At 67.9% G+C, this 22,263-nt stretch carries 24 protein-coding genes; 11 read left to right on the forward strand and 13 right to left on the reverse strand.

Translation table 11 applies throughout. The features are described from left to right. The first annotated feature begins 23 nt into the window (after positions 1–23). Together ACSUZC_RS06000 and ACSUZC_RS06005 are read left to right on the forward strand one after the other, a co-directional pair. A complete protein-coding gene (locus tag ACSUZC_RS06000; protein WP_439031962.1) occupies positions 24–1,526 on the forward strand; it encodes an NCS2 family permease in 1,503 nt (500 codons plus the stop codon). A gap of 106 nt (positions 1,527–1,632) precedes the next feature. Next, positions 1,633–2,097: a MarR family winged helix-turn-helix transcriptional regulator gene (locus tag ACSUZC_RS06005; RefSeq protein ID WP_439031963.1), complete on the forward strand. Its 465-nt coding sequence runs from the start codon at positions 1,633–1,635 to the stop codon at positions 2,095–2,097. 17 nt (positions 2,098–2,114) lie between these two features. Here ACSUZC_RS06005 and ACSUZC_RS06010 read toward each other — a convergent pair whose 3' ends face one another. Then, entirely contained in the window at positions 2,115–3,323 is a 1,209-nt protein-coding gene (locus ACSUZC_RS06010) for a GNAT family N-acetyltransferase (protein ID WP_439031964.1), read from the reverse strand. 164 nt (positions 3,324–3,487) lie between these two features. On the opposite strand from ACSUZC_RS06010, the gene ACSUZC_RS06015 reads away from it, so the two are divergent. Both ACSUZC_RS06015 and ACSUZC_RS06020 read left to right on the forward strand, forming a co-directional pair. Continuing rightward, the gene (locus ACSUZC_RS06015; RefSeq protein ID WP_439031965.1) at positions 3,488–4,342 is read left to right on the forward strand and encodes a TrmH family RNA methyltransferase; all 855 of its coding nucleotides are present in this window, start codon (positions 3,488–3,490) and stop codon (positions 4,340–4,342) included. Further along, positions 4,339–4,653 (forward strand): DUF2537 domain-containing protein, encoded by a 315-nt coding sequence (locus ACSUZC_RS06020; protein WP_439031966.1) that lies wholly within the window; start codon positions 4,339–4,341, stop codon positions 4,651–4,653. The genes ACSUZC_RS06015 and ACSUZC_RS06020 overlap by 4 nt, the downstream gene beginning before the upstream one ends. A 15-nt stretch (positions 4,654–4,668) precedes the next feature. On the opposite strand, the gene ACSUZC_RS06025 is transcribed toward ACSUZC_RS06020, so the two are convergent. The 5 genes from ACSUZC_RS06025 to ACSUZC_RS06045 form a co-directional block, all read right to left on the reverse strand. Next, positions 4,669–5,430, reverse strand: a complete 762-nt coding sequence (locus ACSUZC_RS06025) for a DUF6928 family protein (protein ID WP_439031967.1) — start codon at positions 5,428–5,430, stop codon at positions 4,669–4,671. Continuing rightward, on the reverse strand, positions 5,431–6,423 hold the full coding sequence (sepH, locus tag ACSUZC_RS06030) for a septation protein SepH (protein ID WP_439031968.1): 993 nt from the start codon (positions 6,421–6,423) through the stop codon (positions 5,431–5,433). Between the two features lie 211 nt (positions 6,424–6,634). Further along, positions 6,635–7,780, reverse strand: coding sequence for a phosphoserine transaminase (serC, locus tag ACSUZC_RS06035; protein ID WP_439031969.1), 1,146 nt, complete (start codon positions 7,778–7,780; stop codon positions 6,635–6,637). Positions 7,781–7,972: 192 nt separating this feature from the next. Further along, positions 7,973–8,869, reverse strand: coding sequence for a type IV toxin-antitoxin system AbiEi family antitoxin domain-containing protein (locus tag ACSUZC_RS06040; protein WP_439031970.1), 897 nt, complete (start codon positions 8,867–8,869; stop codon positions 7,973–7,975). Between the two features lie 201 nt (positions 8,870–9,070). Then, the gene (locus ACSUZC_RS06045; protein ID WP_439031971.1) at positions 9,071–10,198 is read right to left on the reverse strand and encodes a citrate synthase 2; all 1,128 of its coding nucleotides are present in this window, start codon (positions 10,196–10,198) and stop codon (positions 9,071–9,073) included. Positions 10,199–10,364: 166 nt separating this feature from the next. On the opposite strand from ACSUZC_RS06045, the gene pdxH reads away from it, so the two are divergent. Next, positions 10,365–11,060, forward strand: coding sequence for a pyridoxamine 5'-phosphate oxidase (gene pdxH / locus ACSUZC_RS06050; protein WP_439033007.1), 696 nt, complete (start codon positions 10,365–10,367; stop codon positions 11,058–11,060). Between the two features lie 21 nt (positions 11,061–11,081). Here pdxH and ACSUZC_RS06055 read toward each other — a convergent pair whose 3' ends face one another. Then, positions 11,082–11,528: a hypothetical protein gene (locus ACSUZC_RS06055; protein WP_439031972.1), complete on the reverse strand. Its 447-nt coding sequence runs from the start codon at positions 11,526–11,528 to the stop codon at positions 11,082–11,084. A gap of 219 nt (positions 11,529–11,747) precedes the next feature. Between ACSUZC_RS06055 and ACSUZC_RS06060 the strand changes: the two genes are divergently transcribed. Continuing rightward, positions 11,748–13,016 carry an MFS transporter gene (locus ACSUZC_RS06060; protein ID WP_439031973.1) on the forward strand — a complete coding sequence of 423 codons (1,269 nt, stop codon included), beginning with the start codon at positions 11,748–11,750 and terminating at the stop codon, positions 13,014–13,016. Positions 13,017–13,059: 43 nt separating this feature from the next. Continuing rightward, positions 13,060–14,130 (forward strand): isopenicillin N synthase family dioxygenase, encoded by a 1,071-nt coding sequence (locus ACSUZC_RS06065; protein WP_439031974.1) that lies wholly within the window; start codon positions 13,060–13,062, stop codon positions 14,128–14,130. Between the two features lie 43 nt (positions 14,131–14,173). Here the strand turns inward: ACSUZC_RS06065 and ACSUZC_RS06070 are convergent, their stop codons facing one another. The 6 genes from ACSUZC_RS06070 to ACSUZC_RS06095 form a co-directional block, all read right to left on the reverse strand. Continuing rightward, complete coding sequence (locus ACSUZC_RS06070) at positions 14,174–15,289, reverse strand: oxygenase MpaB family protein (RefSeq protein WP_439031975.1); 1,116 nt, start codon at positions 15,287–15,289, stop codon at positions 14,174–14,176. Between the two features lie 44 nt (positions 15,290–15,333). Continuing rightward, positions 15,334–15,603 (reverse strand): DUF4235 domain-containing protein, encoded by a 270-nt coding sequence (locus ACSUZC_RS06075; RefSeq protein ID WP_439031976.1) that lies wholly within the window; start codon positions 15,601–15,603, stop codon positions 15,334–15,336. A gap of 39 nt (positions 15,604–15,642) precedes the next feature. Then, positions 15,643–15,900 carry a DUF3618 domain-containing protein gene (locus ACSUZC_RS06080; protein WP_439031977.1) on the reverse strand — a complete coding sequence of 86 codons (258 nt, stop codon included), beginning with the start codon at positions 15,898–15,900 and terminating at the stop codon, positions 15,643–15,645. Beyond that, the gene (locus tag ACSUZC_RS06085) at positions 15,901–16,296 is read right to left on the reverse strand and encodes a phage holin family protein (RefSeq protein ID WP_439031978.1); all 396 of its coding nucleotides are present in this window, start codon (positions 16,294–16,296) and stop codon (positions 15,901–15,903) included. 157 nt (positions 16,297–16,453) lie between these two features. Next, on the reverse strand, positions 16,454–17,326 hold the full coding sequence (locus tag ACSUZC_RS06090; protein WP_439031979.1) for a biotin-dependent carboxyltransferase family protein: 873 nt from the start codon (positions 17,324–17,326) through the stop codon (positions 16,454–16,456). Continuing rightward, positions 17,323–18,009 carry a 5-oxoprolinase subunit B family protein gene (locus ACSUZC_RS06095; RefSeq protein ID WP_439031980.1) on the reverse strand — a complete coding sequence of 229 codons (687 nt, stop codon included), beginning with the start codon at positions 18,007–18,009 and terminating at the stop codon, positions 17,323–17,325. Before ACSUZC_RS06095 ends, ACSUZC_RS06090 begins: the two co-directional genes overlap by 4 nt. Positions 18,010–18,165: 156 nt before the next feature. Between ACSUZC_RS06095 and ACSUZC_RS06100 the strand changes: the two genes are divergently transcribed. From ACSUZC_RS06100 to ACSUZC_RS06115, 4 genes are all read left to right on the forward strand, one after another. Beyond that, positions 18,166–19,116, forward strand: a complete 951-nt coding sequence (locus ACSUZC_RS06100; RefSeq protein ID WP_439031981.1) for a carbohydrate kinase family protein — start codon at positions 18,166–18,168, stop codon at positions 19,114–19,116. 62 nt (positions 19,117–19,178) lie between these two features. After that, entirely contained in the window at positions 19,179–20,501 is a 1,323-nt protein-coding gene (locus ACSUZC_RS06105) for a citrate synthase (RefSeq protein ID WP_439031982.1), read from the forward strand. 73 nt (positions 20,502–20,574) lie between these two features. After that, positions 20,575–20,943, forward strand: coding sequence for an FKBP-type peptidyl-prolyl cis-trans isomerase (locus tag ACSUZC_RS06110; protein WP_238421163.1), 369 nt, complete (start codon positions 20,575–20,577; stop codon positions 20,941–20,943). A gap of 14 nt (positions 20,944–20,957) precedes the next feature. After that, positions 20,958–22,247, forward strand: coding sequence for a cryptochrome/photolyase family protein (locus tag ACSUZC_RS06115; RefSeq protein ID WP_439033008.1), 1,290 nt, complete (start codon positions 20,958–20,960; stop codon positions 22,245–22,247). Positions 22,248–22,263 lie beyond the last annotated feature (16 nt).

Below are 22,263 nucleotides of genomic sequence, written 5' to 3' on the forward strand. Positions count from 1 at the left end.
CACAACAGGGTAGCTTTCGGAACGTGCCAAACGACGTGCCCAGTGAGTCTCGCGCTCTGAGGTCCTCGACGACACCGAGCGACCCGGCCCCGCGCGGCCCCCTCGACAGGTTCTTCAAGATCTCCGAACGCGGGTCCACCGTCAACCGGGAGTTCCGCGGCGGCCTCGTCACCTTCTTCACGATGGCCTACATCGTGGTGCTGAACCCGATCATCATCGGCGGCATCCCCGGCGGCGACAAGAACACCGACGTGCTGGGCAACGTGCTCCCGCTCGCTCAGGTCGCGGCGGTCACTGCCCTCGTCGCGGGCGTCATGTCGATCTTGTTCGGTCTGGTCGCCAACTACCCGTTCGCGATCGCCGCGGGCCTCGGCATCAACAGTCTGCTCGCGGTGTCGATCGCCCCGCAGGTGACATGGCCCGAGGCGATGGGCCTGGTGGTCGTCGACGGCATCATCATCGTGCTGCTGGCCGTCACCGGATTCCGCACCGCGGTGTTCAACGCGGTGCCGGCGGAGCTCAAGGCCGCGATCGCGGCCGGAATCGGCTTGTTCATCGCATTCATCGGTTTCGTCGACGCCGGATTCGTCAAACGCGTCCCCGACGCCGCCGGTACCACCGTGCCGGTCCAGCTCGGCACCGACAATTCGATCGCGACCATCCCGACCCTCATCTTCGCCATCGGCGTACTGCTGATGGGCGTCCTCGTGGTGCGCAAGGTCCCCGGCGGACTGCTGATCGGCATCGCGATCACCACGGTCCTGTCGATCGTGCTCGAGCAGATCTTCGATTACGGGTCGAGCATCGACAATCCGTCGGGCTGGGGACTCAGCGTCCCCGACATCCCGAACGCCCTGGGCGGGCTACCCGACCTCAGCCTCGTCGGCGACGTCGACCTGTTCGGTGCGTTCACACGCATCGGTGTCCTGGCGGCATCGGTTCTGGTCTTCGCCTTGGTGCTGTCGAACTTCTTCGACGCGATGGGCACGATGACGGGCCTCGGCCGAGAAGCCGAACTCGCCGACGAGAAGGGCAACCTGCCCGGCATCGGACGCGCCCTTGTGGTCGAGGGCACCGGCGCGATCGCGGGCGGTGCCGCATCGGCGTCGTCGAACACGGTGTTCGTCGAGTCGGCGTCCGGTATCGCCGAAGGTGCGCGGACCGGCCTCGCGAACGTGGTGACCGGCGTGCTGTTCCTGGTGGCGATGTTCCTGACACCCATCTACGAGGTGATCCCGCTGGAGGCCGTCGCACCGGCACTCGTCGTGGTGGGTGCGCTGATGATCGGCCAGCTGACCGCGGTCGACTTCCGCCGCCTCGACTACGCGTTGCCGACCTTTCTCACCGTCGTCACCATGCCGTTCACCTACTCGATCGCCAACGGCATCGGCATCGGGTTCATCAGCTGGGTGGTGATGGCGACCGCCGCGGGCAAGGCGCGCACCGTGCACCCGCTGCTGTGGCTGGTCGCGGCCGTGTTCGTCGCCTACTTCGCGCGAGGTCCCATCTCCGACCTCATCGGGTGAGCCGATCCTCGGTCCAGTCGCGCGGATCGAGGGCCCGTGTCGTCCACACAGTTCAATTTCGCTTTGCGTAGGTTTCCGAGCTGGTCAACTGACCTACCCTTGGTGGATGCATTCACCATATGGTGACGGAAGCCTGTCCGGTGACCTGTCCCTCGCCGTCGTGCGACTCGCCCGGCGCCTACGCGGGCGACGCGAGAACAAGTTGGTGTCGCTCACCCAGCTGTCCGCCCTCAACACCCTGCACCACGAAGGTCCGATGACGCCCGGCGCGCTCGCCGCCGCCGAACGGGTGCGCCCGCCGTCGATGACGCGGGTGATCGCGTCGCTGTCGGACCTGGGGATGATCAAACGCGAGCCGCACCCGACCGACGGGCGCCAGGCGATCGTGACACTGTCGCCCGAGGGGGTCGAGGTGGTCACCGAGGAGCTCGCCGCCCGCAAGGCGTGGCTGAGTGACCGTCTCGCGGAACTGTCCCCCGACCAGCGCGACACCCTGCGAGAAGCCGTTCTGATCGTGAATTCGATTCTCGGACAGGCCGACACCGATGTACCGAAATCGCGGGCGGTCTAGGCGCCCACCGACAGCGGTCAGAAGAACGTGCCGGAGAACGGTGCGCGGTCGGTCATGAACGCGTGGTCGAGAGCCCGAAGCGTCGCCGCGGAGTCGACGTGGAGCCTTCCGGCCGCCGCATAGGTCGACGGTCGGACACCACCCAGGTAGATGCTCGACAGCACCGAGATGTCCAGGCGGACCGTCGGTGTGGCCGTGGCTGCCGCCGGCGCGACGATGGCCCCGCCCTCGCGAACAGACATGTCGAAAACGCCTCCGTGCCCGCGGAATTCGTCGGTCACCTCGATGACCGCGTCGAGGTCCGCGCCGTAGTGGCGGGCACTGAGAGCGGCCGGGACGTCGAGGATGCGCAACCACATCGTGTCCGAGGTGCCCGTCACCGACACCGACCGCGGGTTGACGAGTTTCTGCGGCAGCGGATCGTCGACGGGGATGCTCGCGGTGATCGACGGGATCAGGTCGAGGTTGATCAGCACGCGCCACAGGTCGGTGTGAGCGGCATCGGTGACGGCGAAGGTCTCGTAGACCTCGCCACGTACCGCGCCCCGCTCGTCCTTGTAGATGCGGTAGCTCGCGTAGCCGTCGTCGTGCAGCAGGTAGTGCAGTCCGCTCGCCGAGATCGGACGTTCCGACGCGCGGTCGGCGAGGATCGGGTTCCACCAGGCGGGCGTACGCGTGAGCGCGCCCGGCGTGGTCACGGTCCAGCGGGCGTGCAGGTCGGGGATCGCGGCGGCGACCGCGTCGGCGTCGGCGTAACGCACCGTCGCGTCCGCGGGCTGCTCGGCCCGCATGGCCGCGCCCGGACTCAACGACACGCTGTTCGCAAACGTGGCCGGACCGAAACCGAAGCGCTCGTAGATCGTGCCCTCACTCGCGGTGAGGATCGCGAACGTGTACTTCTCCGACTCCCACTGCTCGACGAGTTCGGTCAACATGCGGCGCAGGATTCCGCGCCGCCGATGAGTCGACGCGACCGACACCCACGACAGGCCTGCGGCGTCGGACACACCGCCACCGGGCAGCGACATCGACATGCGGTAGAACATCGACACGCCCACGAGTGGCTGGGTGTCGAGTCCGGTGTCGCGTACGAGGACGACGTCGTCGTCGGCGACCTTCCCGCGGAGATCGGCGACCTCCTCGTCGGGCAGCGGGTTGCGCATGGCGAAGGCGCGGGCGTCGGTGGTGATGATGTCGGCCCAGTCGGCGTCGGTCGCGCGCTTCATGGACAGACGTGACATGGGAGTCGAATCGCTGGTCACGCCCTTTACCGTGTCATACCCGGGTGCCGCGCCACGTCCCGGGTCCGCTTGGCGGCGACCGCGTCTCGTCGACGCTCGCCCACGTACCACCGTCCGGTGATGACCGCCGGAGGTGGCACACTGTTGCGGTGCCCGGGCTCGCAGTGGACGTGATCGACATCGACGATCCGGCGGATCCGCGCGTCGACGACTTTCGAGACCTCAACTCGGTGGACCGCCGCCCCGACCTGCCGGTGCTGCCCGGCGGCCGACCCGGGCGCGGCCTGGTCATCGCCGAGGGTGTGCTGGTCGCCCGCCGGATGATCGCCTCACGCTTCGACACCCACGCCTTCCTCGGCGTCGACAAACGACTCGACGAGCTCGGCGACGACCTGCTCGATCCGACGCTGGCCGGGGTGCCGTTCTTCCGCGCCACCGCCGAGGTGATGGCCGAGGTCGTCGGTTTCCACCTCAATCGAGGGGTCCTCGCGGTGTCGCGCCGACCGGAGGCCCTGTCGGTGTCGGACATCCTTGACACCGCCCGAACGGTCGCCATCCTCGAAGGGGTCAACGACCACGAGAACATCGGCTCGATCTTTCGCAACGCCGCCGGACTCGGCGTCGACGCCGTGCTCTTCGGTCAGGGCTGCGCCGACCCGCTCTACCGACGGTGCGTCCGGGTCTCCATGGGGCATGCGCTGCTCGTGCCCTTTGCGAAGTTCGACGAATGGCCACGCGGACTCGACCTGCTCCGCGACCGCGACTTCCGACTCGTATCGATGACCCCCGACCCGTCGGCGGTCACGCTGGCCGAAGCGGTCACCGCGGAGAAGGTCGGGTTCCTCGTCGGCGCCGAGGGGCCTGGTCTGACGGCCTCCGCGATGGCGGCCACCGACGTGAAGGCACGCATCCCCATGAGTCGCGGTACCGACTCCCTCAACGTGGCGACCGCGGCGGCCGTCGCGTTCTACGAGCGCGCACGGTCGGGGACGATGGCGACGTGACCGCCCCCGAATCGCTGCGAAACGATGACGGCCGCCCGGAACCGACGCCGTGGGTCCTCGGCATCGTCGTCGGGGTCGTGTGTGCGTTGTTCGCCGCGTTCGTCCTGGTGGGCGTGTACTTCCTGATCGGCGGCGTCCTGCGCTTTCTCGGTATCGCGGCGGTACTCGTCGTGGCCGGCGGCCTCGGGTGGACGCTGTGGGAGTTCCGGATGCGGCCGGTGTGGCGCTGGGTCGTGTGGGGCCTGCTGATCGGTTTTCTCGCCGGGGTGTCGTCGTCGATCGCGTTGCTGGCGCTGGGCCGCCCGGCCTGACGCGAACTCCGCCCGTCAGAAACCGAAATACTCCCGGATCCGCCCCCGCTTGCGAGGCGTGACCTCGGGCTGCGGGACCCGTGACCGCGCGGCCGTGGCCTCCCGGTAGTTGTCGTAGTCGGCTGCGGTCGGCTCGTACTCGGCCGGATGCAGCGCGAAGCAGGTGACCGTGATGCGCGCGGGGTCGACGTCCGACGGCGCGAGGGGATGGGTGTAGCGGAAGCCCAGCCACGCACGGTTGGCCTCCTCGGCCAGCTGCGCGGGGTGGAACGGCAACGACATCGGTGCGGTCGGCACCCCGTCGGCGTAGCTCAACGGGTGCTCACCACCCCAGAAGGGCTTCTCGAAGGTGAACGGCAGCCCGTGGTCTTCGTGGATGGTGACCGGGTCGGCGGCGAAGGAGCGTCGGAGCGTGCCGGCTTCCCACCGGGCGAACACGCCGAGCGACGTCTCGGGCTCGGTGTAGAGGAGGGTGGTCGCGGCGCTCCGACGGATCGACGTGAGCGTGCGGGTCAGGGTCGACGGGGCCGTCGACTCGAACAGCGAACACGAGACCACGGCGAGCGGACCGTAGAAGCCCGCATAGACGTGGTTGTCCTTGGCGGCCGCGGCCGTCGCGAGGTCGGTGTCGACGAGCGGCACCAGGACGCTGTCGCCGAAGATGGCGGTCGCCACCTGCTGCGCGTGTTGGGAGTCGTTGTGAGCCTCGGTGCGGAGGATCGATGCGGGATCGTCGGTGTCGATGAACCAGACGGTGGCCGCGCGTGCCGACGACACTCAGCTGTTCCCGTTGCTGCGTACGCCGAGCAGGACATCCTCCCACGCGGGGACCGCCGGTTTGCGCGCCTTCTTGCGGCGCGGGCGTTCGACACCGGCGGCCTGCGACGCCGGGGCATCGTCGTCGGCGTCGGTGTCGGTTTCCGCGGGTGCATTGTCGTCGGAAACTCCGGCCGCGGGAGGCTCGGTGTCGGACCGGTCGGCCGGCTCGTCGTCGAACCCGAAGTCGAACGGCACCGTCCCGTCGTCGTCTGCGGCCGGGCCTCGACGGTCGTGGCGGGCGCGTTGGGCACCGATGAGCGAGTTCGCATCCATGGTGACCTCTTCGCGGCCGTCCGGCGTGGTCTCCACGGCGACCGACGGGACGGCGACCGGGGGTGCGGCGACCGGGGTGAGGCGGCGGCGCGGCGCGATGGTCTCGGGGTGCGTCAGCTCGTCGGCGAGATCGTCGAGCGGGTCGACGCTGCCCCCGTGCGAACCGGGCTGGTAGCGCCAGTGCGCGAGATTGTCGGTGCGGCCGACACTCCAGGCGACCTGGACGATCCAGTATCCGTCGTCGCCCTTCCACGCATCCCATTCGGCGTCGGCGGGGTTGTGGCCGTAGGCGAGGATGCCTTCGTTGACCGACTCGACCAGCGTCGCGACGGCCGGGCCGTCGTGGCGGATGGGGTGGGCTGCGCCGGCGAGTTCGGTGGCGCGCGTGCGTTCGAGGAGCACGGGGTGCGCGAACCGTTCGATCTTGTCGGTCCCGACACCGGCGGCGGCGGCCACCTCGGCAACCGTGGCGCCCGCGCGGATACGTGCCTGGATCTCGCGGGGCCGCAGAGCGCTCTGCATCTCGATCTCGATCTGTCCCAGTCGTGAGATGTCGCCGCGGGCGGCGGCGCGGAGGCGTTCGTCGGAGGCGATCCGGAATTTCTCGCCGGACTGGGCGTCCTGGCAGATGACATGGGAGCCGTCGGATTCGACCCCGACGACGCGGAGCTCACGCATCTGCTCCTCCTCCGGTCGGTGCACGCATTGGGGTCACATTAACTCACCGATCTGCCGATTCACTGTGGGACACGCGGCAAAACCGCAGTTCAGCACGCGTGAGACGCAAGCGACGGCAGCGCATGGTGCGTCAGATGTGGTCTGTGGGAACCAGGCTACCCGCTCGACGAAACGACGCCGGCGCGCCGGGAAGTCACCTCGCGGAGGGGGATCAGAGGCGCTCGACGATGTGGTCGATGCACTGGGTGAGCTTGGTGACGTCCTCGGGCTCGATGGCCGGGAACATGCCCACGCGCAGCTGATTACGGCCCAGCTTGCGGTACGGCTCGGTGTCGACGACGCCGTTGGCGCGCAGGGTCTTGGCGACCGCTGCTGCGTCCACCTCGTCGTTGAAGTCGATGGTGCCCACGACCTGGCTTCGGTGGGCGGGATCGGTGACGAACGGCGTCGCGAACTCGCTGGCCTCGGCCCACTCGTACAGGCGCGCACTGGAATCGGCGGTGCGCGAGACGCACCAGTCCAGGCCGCCGTTGTTGTTCATCCACTCGATCTGGTTGGCGAACAGCAGCAGCGACCCGACCGCGGGGGTGTTGTAGGTCTGGTTCTTGCTGCTGTTGTCGACGGCGGTCGGCAGCGACAGGAACTCCGGGCACCACCGATCGGTCTCGGCGATCTCGGCGATGCGTGCCAGCGCGCGGGGGCTCATCAGTGCGACCCACAGCCCGCCGTCGGCGGCGAAGCACTTCTGCGGCGCGAAGTAGTAGATGTCGGCGTCGTTGATGTCGACGGGCAGGCCGCCTGCGCCGGAGGTGGCGTCGATGGCGATCAGCGCGTCATCCGAGCCTGCCGGGCGGACGACGGGAACGGCCACGCCCGTGGAGGTCTCGTTGTGTGCCCAGCCGATGAGGTCGACGCCACCGAAGTCGTCGGTGGTCAGGGCCGACGGGTCGGGTGCGGTGCCCGGATCGGTCGAGATGACCGCGGGCGAATCGAGGAACGGGGCCTTCTTCGCGACGGTCGCGAACTTCGACGAGAACTCGCCGTACGTGAGGTGCAGCGAACGCTGCTTGATCAGACCGAACGCGGCCGCATCCCAGAACGCGGTGGTCCCGCCGTTGGAGATGACGACCTCGTAACCCTCGGGCAGCGAGAACAGACTCGACAGACCCTCGCGGATCGAGCCCACGACGTTCTTCACCGGGGCCTGGCGATGGCTGGTGCCGAACACCGACGCGCCCGTGTCGACGAGGGACTGCAACTGCTCGGGGCGTACCTTCGACGGCCCGCAACCGAAGCGGCCGTCCGACGGCAGCAGGTCGGCGGGCAGGGTGATCGGTGCGGTGGCAGCTTCGCTCATGCCCGCAATTCTAGGGAGTGGCCCCCGACACCCGGGTTTCGGTCCCTGGTTGGCGCTGACGCCGGGTCTGCCGGAGGTGTGGGTGTGGACCTCGGACGACCTCCTCGCAGAAGCGCTAGTTCCACCGCAGAAGCGCTGGTTGCAAGTAGCGCTTCTGTGGAGGAAGTGGCGCTCCTGTGCGGGGTCTGCGGTTCAGACGAGTCCCGCGTCGTGGAGGGCGGCCTGGATGAGGCTCCGGAAGTGCCGCGGTTCCAGAAGGTCCTGCCAGGTCCAACGCACGACGATGCGTCCGGTCCGTCGGATCGCGTCTTCGCGTCGTTTCTCGTCGAACACCGTCTCCGACGCCGACGCGCCGAACTGCCCCGAGTATTTGACCTTGCCGTCGAACTCGCCGATCACCTTGTCCGCCCAGCCGAAGTCGCCGCGGGCGATGAAGCGGCCGGCGGAGTCGACGATCGTCACCTGCAGGTCAGGGAGTGGGAGTCCAGCGGCGATCATCGTTGCGCGACTCAGGGATTCACCCACGCTCTCGGAGCGGCCGTCCGCCACCGCGAAGGCCTGCCGCAGGTGTCGAACGCCCTTCAACTTGGTGCTCGACGCCACGACGGCGTCGATCTCGGCGTGCGTGATGCCGGACCGGAGGCCGCTGTCGAGGCAGCAGACTGCTTGCTCGAACGTTCCGAGACGGGCGACGTCGGCAACCGTGCGGGCCGGCGTCGTGACGCGAACGTCCCCGATCTCGGTGACGTGCTCCGGTGGCAGATTGCCGCGGTGGAGATGGACGCTCCCGCCGGAGCGCCCGGTGTTGGGAGTGGTGAAGTGGACTGTTGTCGTGTCCGGTCTGAGAAGCGGGATTCCGTGGAGGGCGGCCGCGGACTCGTGGCTGACCACGCGCCCGGACCCACCGACGGTCGCGGCGCCGCGGATTCTGAGGCGATAGCGTTCGAGCTCGTCGTCGGGTATCGGTCCGAGATGGAGGGCGCCGCGCCACACGCTCCGCAGTGCACCGCGTTCCTGGCGCAGCCGGATCTCGTCCTCGCCGAGAAGTGTTGCGAGGGTCGATCGTCGGAGCACGTGGTTGTCGGCCATGCGCTCATGGTGACGCTGCCGCGATGTGATCACGGGTGGTGCTGCGACGCTGTGGATTCGCGGGGACGCTGTCCACAGCCGGTGAATCCCGCAGAAGCGCTGGTTCGACCAGATCTGCGCTACTTACAGCCAGCGCTTCTCCGCTGGAACCAGCGCGTCTGTGGATGAGTCGGACTGGATGTCTCGCCGGTCCGAGCGGACCTACAGGCCCGGCTTCACGACGTCGCCCCAGCCTTCGACATCCTCGGGACGACGGGGGCTCGGTCCGGTGTAGATGGCCGCCGGGCGGACGAGCTTGCCGAGACGCTTCTGCTCCAGGATGTGCGCGCACCAGCCGGCGGTGCGGCCGCAGGTGAACATGGCCGGCATCATGTGCGTCGGCACCTCGGCGAAGTCGAGGATGACCGCGGCCCAGAACTCGACGTTGGTCTCGATGGCACGGTCGGGGCGTCGTTCGCGGAGTTCGGTGAGGGCGGCCTGCTCGAGTGCGGCGGCGATCTCGAAGCGCGGGATGCCGAGTTCCTGGGCGGTGCGGCGCAGCACGCGGGCGCGGGGGTCCTCCGCGCGGTACACGCGGTGCCCGAAGCCCATCAGCTTCTCCTTGCGGTCGAGGATGCCCTTGACGAGAGCGCGTGCGTCCCCGGTGTTCTCGACCTCCTCGATCATCGGCAGGACGCGGGCGGGTGCGCCGCCGTGCAGTGGTCCCGACATCGCGCCGATGGCACCCGAGAGCGAAGCCGCGACGTCGGCGCCCGTCGAGGCGATGACGCGGGCGGTGAAGGTCGAGGCGTTCATGCCGTGCTCGGCGGCGCTCACCCAGTAGGCGTCGATGGCGGCGATGTGCCGCGGGTCGGGGTCGCCTTTCCAGCGCGTCATGAAACGCGCGGTCACGGTGTCGCATTCGTCGATCACGTGCTGCGGGACGGCCGGTTGATGGATGCCGCGCGCGGATTGCGCGACGTAGGACAGCGCCATCACCGACGCGCGGGCGAGGTTGTCGCGGGCGGTCTCGTCGTCGATGTCCAGGAGCGGCTGGTAACCCCAGATCGGGGCCAGCATGGCGAGTGCGGCCTGCACGTCGACGCGCACATCGCCGGTGTGGATCGGGAGCGGGAACGGTTCGGCGGGCGGTAGTCCGTCGCCGAACCTGCCGTCGACGAGCAACGCCCACACGTCGGCGAAGGTCACCTTGTTCTCGACGAGATCCTCGATGTCGACGCCGCGGTAGCGCAGGTTGCCGCCGTTCTTGTCCGGCTCGGCGATGTCGGTGGTGAACGCCACCACGCCTTCGAGTCCGGTGACGAAGTCCTCGGGAACTGTGTTGGCCATGACAACCACCTCATTCGACATCCGTGTCGTGCATACGCATGCATACGATCCAGGACGAACTGTAGATCAGCCCGACGCCCCGCGTGTACCCAGGAGTAACGAGGTCGTCCGGAGTAGCGTCGGGAACGTGTTGGACGAGTCTCGCGACCCCATCGATCTGCCGAACATGCGCGTCGGTTACGGCGGCGGAATCCCGCCCAACATCGGTGAGGGTGACCGTGCCGCGGGTGCCGACGGAATCCGCGAGAACCTCGATCCGAGCTGGTTGCGTGGTGATCCGCCGTGGCTCGATCTCTTTCACGTGTGGCTTCGCGAGGCGCTCGACGCCCGGATCGCCGAACCGAACGCGATGGTGCTCGGCACCGCCGATGCCGAGGGACGGCCGTCGACACGCACCGTGCTGTGCAAGGGCGTGGATGCGAACGGGGTGGTGTTCTTCACCGGTTACGACTCCGACAAGGGTCGTCACCTTGCCGCGAATCCCTATGCGTCGGTGACGTTCCCGTGGATCGCCCTGGAGCGCCAGGTCCACTTCCGCGGGCCGGTCGAGCCGGTCAGTGCTGCAGAGACGCAGGCATATTGGGAGCTGCGGCCGCGGGGATCGCAGTTGTCGGCCGCGGCGTCGGAGCAGTCACGGCCGATCGGGAGCCGGGTCGAACTCGAACAGAAGGCGGCCGGCCTGGCCGAGCAGCTCGGCGGGTTCGACGGCGGTGCGGAGGTGCCCGTCCCGCCCACCTGGGGCGGCTACCGGATCACGCCTGTCGAGGTCGAGTTCTGGCAGGGCCGGGCCAACCGACTGCACAACCGCGTCCGGCTGACCCAGGTGGACCACACATGGCACGCGGAACGCCTGCAGCCCTGAGCCGGTCGTGGGCGGGGCCCGTCAGCGGTGGTCTATACGGTTCGCCTCGAGCGTGGTGACACCGCACTGCGCCTGGGCGAAGATCGGCGCGCGGTACACGTGGTGTCGGACTCGGACGCCGTTGACCCAGATCGTGCACCGTGCGTAGCCGCCCCACGACGTGATGTTCGCCGCGGTCTGCTGCCGTTTCTTGTGCGAGACGAAGGTGGTCGTCGTCGACCACAGCCGGGTCCTGGGGTTGTAGTCGCGCAGGGACATGCCCACGCCGGATGTGCGCGGTGCCATCGCGTTGTGACCGTCGATCCACCAGTAGCTGTAAGTGCTCCGCTGATCCGAGGCGACCTGCACGGTGATCCGGTCACCGGCGGTGGGAAAGCGCGGACTGGCCTCCGCGGTCCCCGGAAACGCCACGCCGAGAACGACTGCCGCAACCGTCGTCATGATCAGAACCCAGCGTTGAATACCCATGTGCGACTCCCTCTCGAACCCCGACCCGGAGCGGACCCGCCCGAGCGAGGGAGACGATAGCCGAAAGGGCCGAGCGGACCGCCATCGCTGTCCACAGGCGCCACCTCGTACAGTGCCTCGAGGTGCCGCGACACGAGAATCGGTACACAACGGACAAAAGCGTCGGTGCTCATCGGCCTGAATCGCGGCCGGTTCGCCGACGGTCATAGCATCGTGGAAATGGCCCGCTTCCTCGCCGACACGACGCCGTTGCGCAATCTCTATTTTCGACGGCTGTGGCTGGCGAACATCGTCACCGTCATCGGTGCGCAACTCACCGTTGTCGCGGTGCCCGCGCAGATCTACGAGGTCACCGGGAGTTCGGCCTACGTCGGTCTGACGGGCGTGTTCGGACTGGTTCCGCTGGTGGTGTTCGGGTTGTGGGGCGGGGCGCTGGCAGATGTCGTCGACCGCCGGACATTGCTGATCGTCACCACCACCGGACTGATCGGGTGCAGTGCGCTGTTCTGGGTCCAGGCCGTCATGGGCGGCCAGAACGTGTGGATCATCCTGGTGCTCTTCGCTTTACAGCAGGCCTTCTTCGCGATCAACCAGCCGACGCGCACCGCGGTGTTGCCTCGACTGCTCGACGCCAAGGACCTGCCCGCGGCGCTGTCGCTGAACATGACGGTCATGCAGGCGGGCGCGATCGCGGGCCCCCTCGTGGGCGGCGCCCTGATCCCGGTGCTCGGGTACTCGCTGCTCTACTTCGTGGACACGTTGTTCCTGCTACCGACGCTGATCGCGGTGATCATGCTGCCGTCGCTGCGCCCGGAGAGCGACGCCGCGCCGAAGGTGGCGGGCCTGCGGTCGGTTCTCGACGGTCTGCGCTATCTCGCCGGACACAAGATCCTGCTGGCCTCGTTCCTCGTCGACCTCATCGCCATGGTGTTCGGTATGCCGCGCGCGCTCTTCCCGCAGATGGCGCACGAGAACTTCGGCGGTCCCGAGGGCGGCGGTCTGGCGTTCGCGCTGTTGTTCACCGCCATCTCGGCGGGCGCGGTGATCGGCGGCATCTTCTCGGGCTGGGTGACCCGGGTGGAGCGGCAGGGTCTCGCGGTCATCGTGTGCGTGATCATCTGGGGTGTGGCGATCACCGGCACCGGAATCGCGGTGTCCTTCGCCGACGGGACAGCGATGCCGATGCTGATCGTCGCGGTCGTGCTGCTGATGATCGGCGGTGCGGCGGACATGGCGTCGGCAGCGTTCCGGCAGACGATCCTGCTCGCCGCCGCCAACGACGAGGTCCGTGGACGGCTGCAGGGCGTGTTCATCGTGGTCGTCGCCGGCGGTCCGCGGATCGCCGACGTCGCACACGGCACCGCCGCCGCATCCATCGGCGTCGCTGCGGCCACGGCATACGGCGGTGTCGCCGTGGTGATCGCGACGATCGTCGCCGCGCTGATGATCCCGGCGTTCGTGCACTACCGCGCTGGTCAGCGAACCTGACGCCGGGCCTCGCGGTCAGCGCGCCCGACGGATCGGTGCCACCATGGACGACATGACCGCCGCCACCGGTTTCGACGTGCCGATCATCGACATCACGCCGTACACCCGCAACGGCGACGCCGCCGATCGCGCGGTCGTCGCGGCGCAGATCGACGACGCGGCCGCATCTGTCGGCTTCATCCAAATCGTCGGACACGGAATCCCGGCCGCAGTGATCGACGAGTTCACCGCGGTGATGGACGACTTCTTCGCCCTTCCCCTCGAACTGAAGAAGTCATATCGCACCCCGCCGGAGATCAACCGCGGATATGCGCCGCCGAAATCGGAGTCGCTGTCTCTCTCGCTGGGCGTCGAGCCTGCCGCGCGGATGAACGATTTCTTCGAGGCCTTCAACGTCGGCGTCGAAGCCGCCGAGTACCCCCATCTCAGCCTGCCCGCCGACCAGTACGCCGCCAACACATGGCCTGCCGTCGAACATTTCCGGGCCGCGGTGTCGGCGTACTTCGGGGAAGCGCGGCGCGTTGCGCACACGCTCACGAGGATCTTCGCCGACGCCCTCGATCTGCCCGCGGACTTCTTCGAGGGATTCACCGACCACTCGCTCGACGTGCTCCGCATGAACAACTACGCGCTGGCGCCGGGGGAGATCACCCCGGCCGGCGAACTGACCGGCATGGGCGAGCACACCGACTACGGGATCGTCACCGTGTTGTGGGCCGATCAGGTCGACGGGCTGCAGGTTCTCGACCGTCGGGGAGAGTGGCACGACGTCAGCCCGGCCGAGGGCGCGCTGCTGGTCAACCTGGGAGACCTGATGGCCCGGTGGACCAACGAACGGTGGATGTCGACGCTGCATCGCGTCAAACCGCCCATCGTCGACGGCACGGTCCAACGACGCCGTTCGGCCGCCTACTTCCACGACGGCAACATCGACGCCACGATCACCACCCTGCCGTCGTGCGTCGGCGCGGGGAGCCGGTACTCACCCATCACCGTCGGCGAACACATCGGCGCCAAGCTTGCCGGTTCCCGTGCGGGACGGTCGAATCCATACGCGACCCGGGACGCAGACCGCGTCCGGCAGGCGATGGGACGCGGAATGGGCCAACAGTGAGTGACCGACCGCCCTTGACACTTCCCGACAGGTCGTCGACGCCTCAGCCTCGGTCCGAGGTGAGTGTCCCGGGATAGGTCGCTCGCCGCGCCGCGGTCACCGGGCAGTAGTGCATCGGATTGTCGCGCTGATCCTGCGGCGGCAGGTTGCGCGCGGGGGTGTGCACGATCGGTGCGTCGACGGCGACCCTCCCGGACAGTCGATCGAACGCGTCGCGCGGTCGGGGGTGCCGCAGAACGCGTTTGGGCAGCAGCTTGTGCATCACCACGTTGACGACCTTGCCCACCATCCGGAACCGACGCTCGTCTCTGTCGGTCCACGACAGGCCGAGGATCTCGCGGACCGGCTCGTCGTAGAAGCCGGTGGTCAGCCACATGAAGAGCTTCTGGTTCTGGGGCACGAGGTACCGGTCCCACAACCACTTCGGGATGAACGAGAGGAACGGCGGCGGTGGGAGCTGCGTGATGTCGAGGACCGTGCGCACCGAGACGTGGTCGCGAAGAACGTTGCGACACATGTAATCCCAGTAGTCGAGAAAGTCCTCGTAGGTCTCCGGTACCGGATGCATCGATACGCCGTACTGTGCGTACCAGGCCTTGGACTCCTCGAAGAGCTGACGCTTCTGGTCTTCGCTCAGGAACGGTCCGAAGCGCTCGCAGAGGCGGACGTTGCCGTACCAGAACGTGGCGTGCGCCCAATAGAACACGTCGGGATCCAGTGCGTGGTACCGAGATCCGTCCTCCATGGTGCCCTTGACGGTCCGGTGGTAGTCCCGCACCTCCAGGCCCGTCTGAGTGCCGGGGACGATCGAGTCGAAGACGACGCCGCTGATGGGGTAGAGGGAGCGCATGAGACGCTCCCAGCGCTCGCCGAAAAAGTCCGAGTGGTCCCACACCGCCGCGCCCAGTTTGGGGTGCATGTTCTGGATGGACCCGGCCCACAGCCCTTGGAACATGCCGGTCCAGGTGCCCCATACCTGCCAGGTCAGCGAGTCGGGCCCGAGCGGCTCGTACTCGTGAGCCGCCTTGACGCCCGCGCTGCCGGTCTCGTACCCGTCTTCGGAGTACTCCGCGCCGGCAGGGCAGGCGGCACCGGCGGGTGCGCCATCCTCGGCGTGAACGGGACAGGTTCCCTGCACATCGTCCATAACCTCGGTCATGAGACGGAACCCTAGGTTCGTCTCACGGTGATGTCAACCGCGTGTCACTCGGGACTCTCGTGCGTCACCGCCTTGTAGCCACGCGCACCCGCACGATCGACGGCCGCACGCACGAGGCCGAAAACGAGTCCCTGCAGCGCGGCGGCGACCAGCACCTCGGTGTTGCTGCGCTCGAGATCCTTGGGATCGGGCGCCGACTCGTCGTCGGAGATCCGTTTCCAGATCTGACCGAAGACGGCACCCGCGGCGATACCGCCGAGAACACTCGTCGCGAGAGACATGGGCTTGTACATCGCCTTGGACACAGCACTCATAGGAGCTCCTCTGCTCGGTAACGGGTCGATGAAACAGGGTCAGGCGCGACGACGACGCACGATGACGATCGCGCCGACGGCCAGTACGGCCGCCACCGCAGCGCCGATGACAACGGTGCGGTTCTCCTGCGCCTTGACCTTCGCGGTGTGCGCGGTCTCGGACGCCGCCTCGCTGACGCGCGCCGGCACGTCCAACTTGGCCGCCAGCGCATCCACCGTCTCGGCGAGTTCCTGGCGTTGCTGTTCGATGGGCGGCGGATCGTCAGCCGGGGTCTTCTCCGGTTGTGTCTCACTCATCTACAGGTGCTCCTTCACGGTCGCGACGTCACGCTGGACGCTCTCCACGGTGTGCTCAGGGGCCGGCGGGATGGCCGACTTAGCCCGTTTGGCGCCGATCGCAGCCGACGCACCGCCGATGACCAGCAACACGACGCCGACAATCACCGCCGCCAGCCACGCCGGGACCGCGTTCGCCAACCCCAACACCGCAGCGGCGACGAGGGTGCCGAGCCCGAACAGCACCAGCAACGTGCCGGCACCGGAAATCCCCGCACCCACGCCGATCCGGGTGCCCTTTCCCTTCATCTCGGCCACCGCATGTTGCAGTTCGGTTTTCACCAGGGTCGTCGTCTGACTCTGGAGACGCTCGACGAGCTGCACGGTCGACAAGTCGTTCACAGACGGTTCACTCACGTTCGGTACCTCCTATCGGGACGTCGATCGCGTTCCCTCAGCAGGCGAATCCCAAACGTGGGAGTGCTTCGGGGCCGGTGTCGGTGACCCCCCAAACCCACGATCAGTGACGCCTGAAACGGATCTCCGATCAGTGCCGCCTGAAACGGATCTCCGATCAGTGACGCCTGAAACGGATCTCCGATCCGGGTACGAGTTGCGCCGCCAGATCCACCGCCCCCACCGTGAGGACCGCCACCACCGGATACCCGCCGGTCACCGGATGATCGGCCAGGAAGACGACCGGGCGCCCGCTCGGCGGCACCTGCACGGACCCGTGGGCGATGCCCTCCGAACGCAGCTCCGGCACCTCGTCGCGATGGGCGAGCACGGGGTGGCCCGAATCGGCGGCCCGATCGACCCGGACTCCGACGCGATTGCTGTCCGCGCCGACCACCCACGTGCCCACATGCAGATCCGACGGTGACCGGAGATGATCTGCGCGGGGCCCGGGGTGGCACTCCAGCACGGTCACCGACGGATGCGTTGTGTCCGGCGGTGCCGACGACGCCGGGGGCCAGCCGCCGGCGTCACGACCGATCGGCAGCACGCAACCCGCGGACAGCACGTCGGGTCCCAGTCCGGACAGGGTGTCCGTGGCTCGGGAGCCGAGCACGGGGGCGACGTCGATGCCACCGCGGACCGCGACGTAATTGCGCAACCCCCGAATCGGAGTGTCCAACAGGAGTTCGTCGCCCGACCGCAGGACCACGGCGGCCGCAAGCCCCGCCGGCACGCCGTTGCGGCGCACCGTCGTCTGCGCGCCGGTCACCGCCACCAGGAGATCGCCGACCGCATCGACCCGCAGACCGCCCATCGTCGTCTCGATCACCGCCGCCGACTCCCCGTTGCCCACAAGGCGGTTGGCCAGCGCGAGGGCTCCGCGGTCGGCCGCGCCCGAGGCGGGTACGCCGAGGTGCGCGTAGCCGTGGCGTCCGAGATCCTGCAGCGTCGCCAGCGGGCCCGGCGACAGTACGACCAACGCGTTCATCCGTTGTCTCCGGCCCCGTCTCCGCCGGCGGGCCCGGCGTCGACGAAACGGACGATCCGGCCGGCGGCGAACAGTGCCGGCGGGTCGGCGGCCTCGTCCCACAGCTGAATCTCGGTGTGGCCCAGAAGATGCCACCCACCGGGGCTCTGCTTCGGATAGACGGCGCTGTATCCCGCGGCGATGGCCACCGCGCCCGCCGGGACCCGCGATCGTGGTTCGGGCCGGCGCCCGACGCCGTCGAAGGGGTGCGGCGACGTGTCATCGGCCACCAGATAACCGAAACCCGGTGCGAAACCCATGAACTGGACCCGCCAGCGGGTGCGGCGGTGCAGGTCGACGACCTCCTCGGGCGTGATCCGCAGTGCTGTGGCGACATCGGCCACGTCGTCGCCGTCGTAGATGACGGGTATGACGATCTCGTCGAGAATGCCGGCGTCGGCTTCCGGGTCGGTGTGGCCCCGCCGCAACGCGCGTCGAATGCCCAATTCGTCCAGTCCGCGGCCGGGACGCGCCTGCACCAGAAGCGTGTGGGCGCTCGGAATCAGGTCGGTGACGTCGGGGAGTTCCCCGCGGTCGCGGGCTTCCCGCAACGCGGCCGCCGCGGCCAGGACCGCGGTGGAGGGGGACGCCTCGGCCGAGAAGTCGAGGGCCACCGCATCCGGGCCTGCCGGCAGCTCGTGCATGCACCGAATCTACCCCCGCCGTCCGGTGGAGCTCATCGTGTCGAAGGAGGAGAGGGCGATGGGGGAGAGGTCGATCGGAGAAAACGGGCGCACTGCGATGGCAGACTCGTGGCGAGCATGTCCGTAGGTGGTCACGGCGCGGCGCGAGGAGAGACAGTGAGAGAGATCGTCGTCTGCGGTGAGGCGCTCGTCGATGTCGTGCAGCAGCGGCGAGATCCCCGGGATTCGACATCAGGTGGGTTGGCGCCCCTGCAACCGGCACTCGGCGGCGGACCCTTCAACGTGGCGATCACCCTGGGACGCTTGGGAAGTGCGGTCTCACTGCTGTCCGCGGTGTCCACCGACACCTACGGCGATGCCATCGTCGACGCATTGCGGTCCGCCGGTGTGGGGACCACGTGGGTCCAGCGCCGCGCGGAACCGACCTCGCTCGCGGTCGCGACCATCGCCGACGACGGTTCCGCGCGCTACTCCTTCTACGTCGAGGGCACGGCCGACCGTGCGGTCACCGACCCCGGCGCCCTGCCGCCGACCGTCTCGGCGATGACCTTCGGAACGCTGTCGCTGGTCCTGGAACCAGGGTCATCGGTGTACGAGAACCTGATGCGGCGTGCACGTGCCGAAGGGCGAGTCGTCGTGCTGGACCCGAACATCCGGCCCGCGGTCATCGACGATCCCGACGGTTATCGTCGGCGATTCCGCCGATGGATGTCCCATGTCGACCTGGTCAAGCTGTCGGATGAGGACGCCTCGTGGCTGGCCGATGGGCCTGCGGGCAGCACCGCGAACGAGTGGCTGGCCGATGGTGTGGCAGCGGTCGTGACCACCGCCGGATCATCGGGGATCACTGTCCGCACCGCCGCTGACGAGGTCAGCGTGCCCGCTCCGGCGGTCGATGTCGTCGACACCATCGGCGCCGGCGACAGCGTCCTCGGAGGGCTCGTCCACCACCTCGATCGGCACGGTCGGCTGACCCCCGGAGCGCTACGCTCGCTGGGCGTCGACGATTGGCGGAAAGCGGCTCAATTCGCAGCTCACGTGGCTGCCGTGACGGTGTCCCGCCCCGGCGCCGACCCTCCGTGGGCGGGCGAGCTGCGAAGCGACTAGGTTGTTACCTGTGTGTCCTACCCGGACACTGTAAAAATCTCTGATCTGAATAAGGGGTTCGTGTGTCTGCTGAAACAGTCCCAGCCGACCAGGCGTCCGACACGGCCTCAGCGACCTTCACCTACCCCGGTGGACAGCTGGAGCTCCCGATCCTGAAGGCCACCGAGGGCACTGACTCGGTCGCACTCGGCAAATTCCTCGCCGAGACCAACCTGACCACCTTCGATGGTGGCTTCGTGAACACCGCGTCGACGAAGTCGGCCATCACCTACATCGACGGTGACGCGGGCATCCTGCGATACCGCGGTATCCCGATCGACCAGCTGGCGGAGAAGTCGACCTTCATCGAGGTGAGCTACCTGCTCATCTACGGCGAGCTCCCGACCCCGTCGCAGCTGGAGGACTTCACCACCAAGATCCAGCGGCACACCCTGCTGCACGAGGATCTCAAGCGCTTCTTCGACGGCTTCCCGCGTAACGCACATCCGATGCCGGTGCTGTCGAGTGCGGTCAACGCCCTGTCGGCGTACTACCAGGACTCGCTCGATCCCAAGGACGACGAGCAGGTCGAACTGTCGACCATCCGTCTCCTGGCGAAGCTGCCGACCATCGCGGCCTACGCGTACAAGAAGTCGGCGGGCCAGCCGTTCCTGTACCCCGACAACTCGCTGAGCCTTGTCGAGAACTTCCTGCGCATGACCTTCGGCTTCCCCGCGGAGCCCTACGAGGTGAACCCCGAGGTAGCCAAGGCGCTCGACATGCTGTTCATCCTGCATGCCGACCACGAGCAGAACTGTTCGACCTCCACGGTCCGCCTCGTCGGCTCGTCGCAGGCCAACCTGTTCACCTCGATCTCCGGCGGCATCAACGCACTCTGGGGTCCGCTGCACGGTGGCGCCAACCAGGCGGTGCTCGAGATGCTCGATGCCATCAAGGCCGACGGCGGCGACACCAAGGACTTCATGAAGCGCGTGAAGAACAAGGAAGCCGGCGTCAAGCTGATGGGCTTCGGTCACCGCGTTTACAAGAACTACGACCCGCGTGCCGCGATCGTCAAGAAGACCGCCGACACGATCCTGGAATCCCTTGGCGTGCAGGATGATCTGCTCGACATCGCGAAGGGTCTCGAAGAGGTCGCACTCAACGACGACTACTTCATCGAGCGTCGCCTGTACCCGAACGTCGACTTCTACACCGGTGTGATCTACCGTGCCATGGGCTTCCCGACGCGCATGTTCACCGTGCTGTTCGCGCTGGGTCGCCTGCCGGGGTGGATCGCGCACTGGCGTGAGATGCACGAGGACCCGACCACCAAGATCGGCCGTCCGCGTCAGCTCTACACCGGCTACACCGAGCGCGACTACATCCAGATGGGCGATCGCTAGCGCTCGGGTCCCACGGGACGATCGTCCTCCGGACACGACTGACCGCCGAACACCCGACTCAAAGGAGAGTCCAGTGACCAGCACCGAGAAGCCACAAGTCGAGTTCCAGGCGGGCCCCCCGCCGGCCGAGCTCACCATCGCCGACATCATCGTCGGCGACGGTGCCGAGGCCGCACGCGGTGGCATCGTCGACGTCCACTACGTGGGCGTCGACTACGAGACGGGCGAAGAGTTCGATTCCTCGTGGGACCGCGGCCAGTCGGCCAACTTCCCGCTCGACCGGCTGATCCCCGGCTGGCAGGAGGGCATCCCCGGGATGAAGGTCGGCGGACGTCGCCAGCTGACCGTCCCGCCGGAGCTCGCCTACGGCTCGGCCGGTGCCGGGCACCGCCTGTCGGGACGGACCCTCGTGTTCGTCATCGATCTGCTCGGAGTGGGCTGACGTCCGCGACTTCACTGGTCTGGCTCAGGCGCGATCTGCGCCTGAGTGACCTCCCGCCGCTCGCCGCGGCCGCCTCGGGGACCGATTCGTCGGTCCTCGTGTGTTTTGTGCTGGACCCCAGACTCGAGAAGTCCTCCGGGGAGCGTCGACTCGCGTTTCTGTTCGATTCACTGCGTGAGCTGAACGACAAGCTCGACGGCAAGCTGCTCGTCGTGCGCGGCCGGCCCGAGGTGGAGATCCCGCGGTTGTCGCGTGCCGTCGACGCCGAGCGGGTGCACATCTCGCAGGATTTCGCGCCGTACGGACGTCGTCGTGACGAGGCGGTGGCCGACGAGCTCGGTGACATCCCACTCGAGGCCACCGGTTCGCCCTACCTCGTCTCGCCCGGCAGGGTCACCAAGGACGACGGTGAGCCCTACAAGGTCTTCACGCCCTACTACAAGCGCTGGCGCGACCACGGGTGGCGCAAGCCCGCGGATTCGGCCGGCGCAGCTGCATCGGCTCTCGACCCGGCCGACCTCGCGAAGTCCGGTCGCATCGACATCCCGGCCGCCCCGACGACACTGTCCATCCCGGCTGGTGAGGATGCCGCCAGGGACAAGTGGGCCGAGTTCGTCGACGACGGGCTGGCGGACTACGCGTCCGGGCGCAACGATCCGGCGGGCGAGCGCACCAGCCGGATGTCGGCGTATCTCAAGTACGGCAACATCCATCCTCGTACCCTGGCCGCCGATCTGGGCAGCGGCGAGGGTGCGCAGGCGTTCCTCCGCGAGCTCGCATTCCGCGACTTCTACGCCGATGTGCTCTATCACTGGCCACACAGCCTGTGGCACAACTGGAATCGGCAGTTCGACGACATCGACCTCGACACCGACAAGAAGGCGTACGAGCGGTTCGACGCGTGGAAGGCGGGCCGGACGGGTTACCCGCTCGTCGACGCCGGGATGCGGCAGTTGGCCGAGACCGGGTACATGCACAATCGGGTGCGCATGGTCACGGCGTCGTTCCTGGTCAAGGATCTGCACCTGCCGTGGTGGTGGGGAGCGGAGTGGTTCCTCGACCAACTCATCGATGGCGACATGGCGTCGAACAATCACGGCTGGCAGTGGGCCGCGGGCACGGGAACCGATGCGGCCCCGTACTTCCGGGTGTTCAACCCCGAAGCGCAGGCCAAGAAGTTCGACCCACAGGGCGAGTACGTCCGACGGTGGGTGGGCGACATCGACGCCGACGACTATCCCGATCCCATCGTCGACCACAAGGACGAACGTGAGGAAGCGCTCCGGCGTTTCGGCCAGATATAGTCTCCCGCACAGCGAT

This window comes from Gordonia terrae (assembly GCF_051789125.1).
Classification (GTDB): Bacteria; Actinomycetota; Actinomycetes; order Mycobacteriales; family Mycobacteriaceae; genus Gordonia; species Gordonia terrae_A.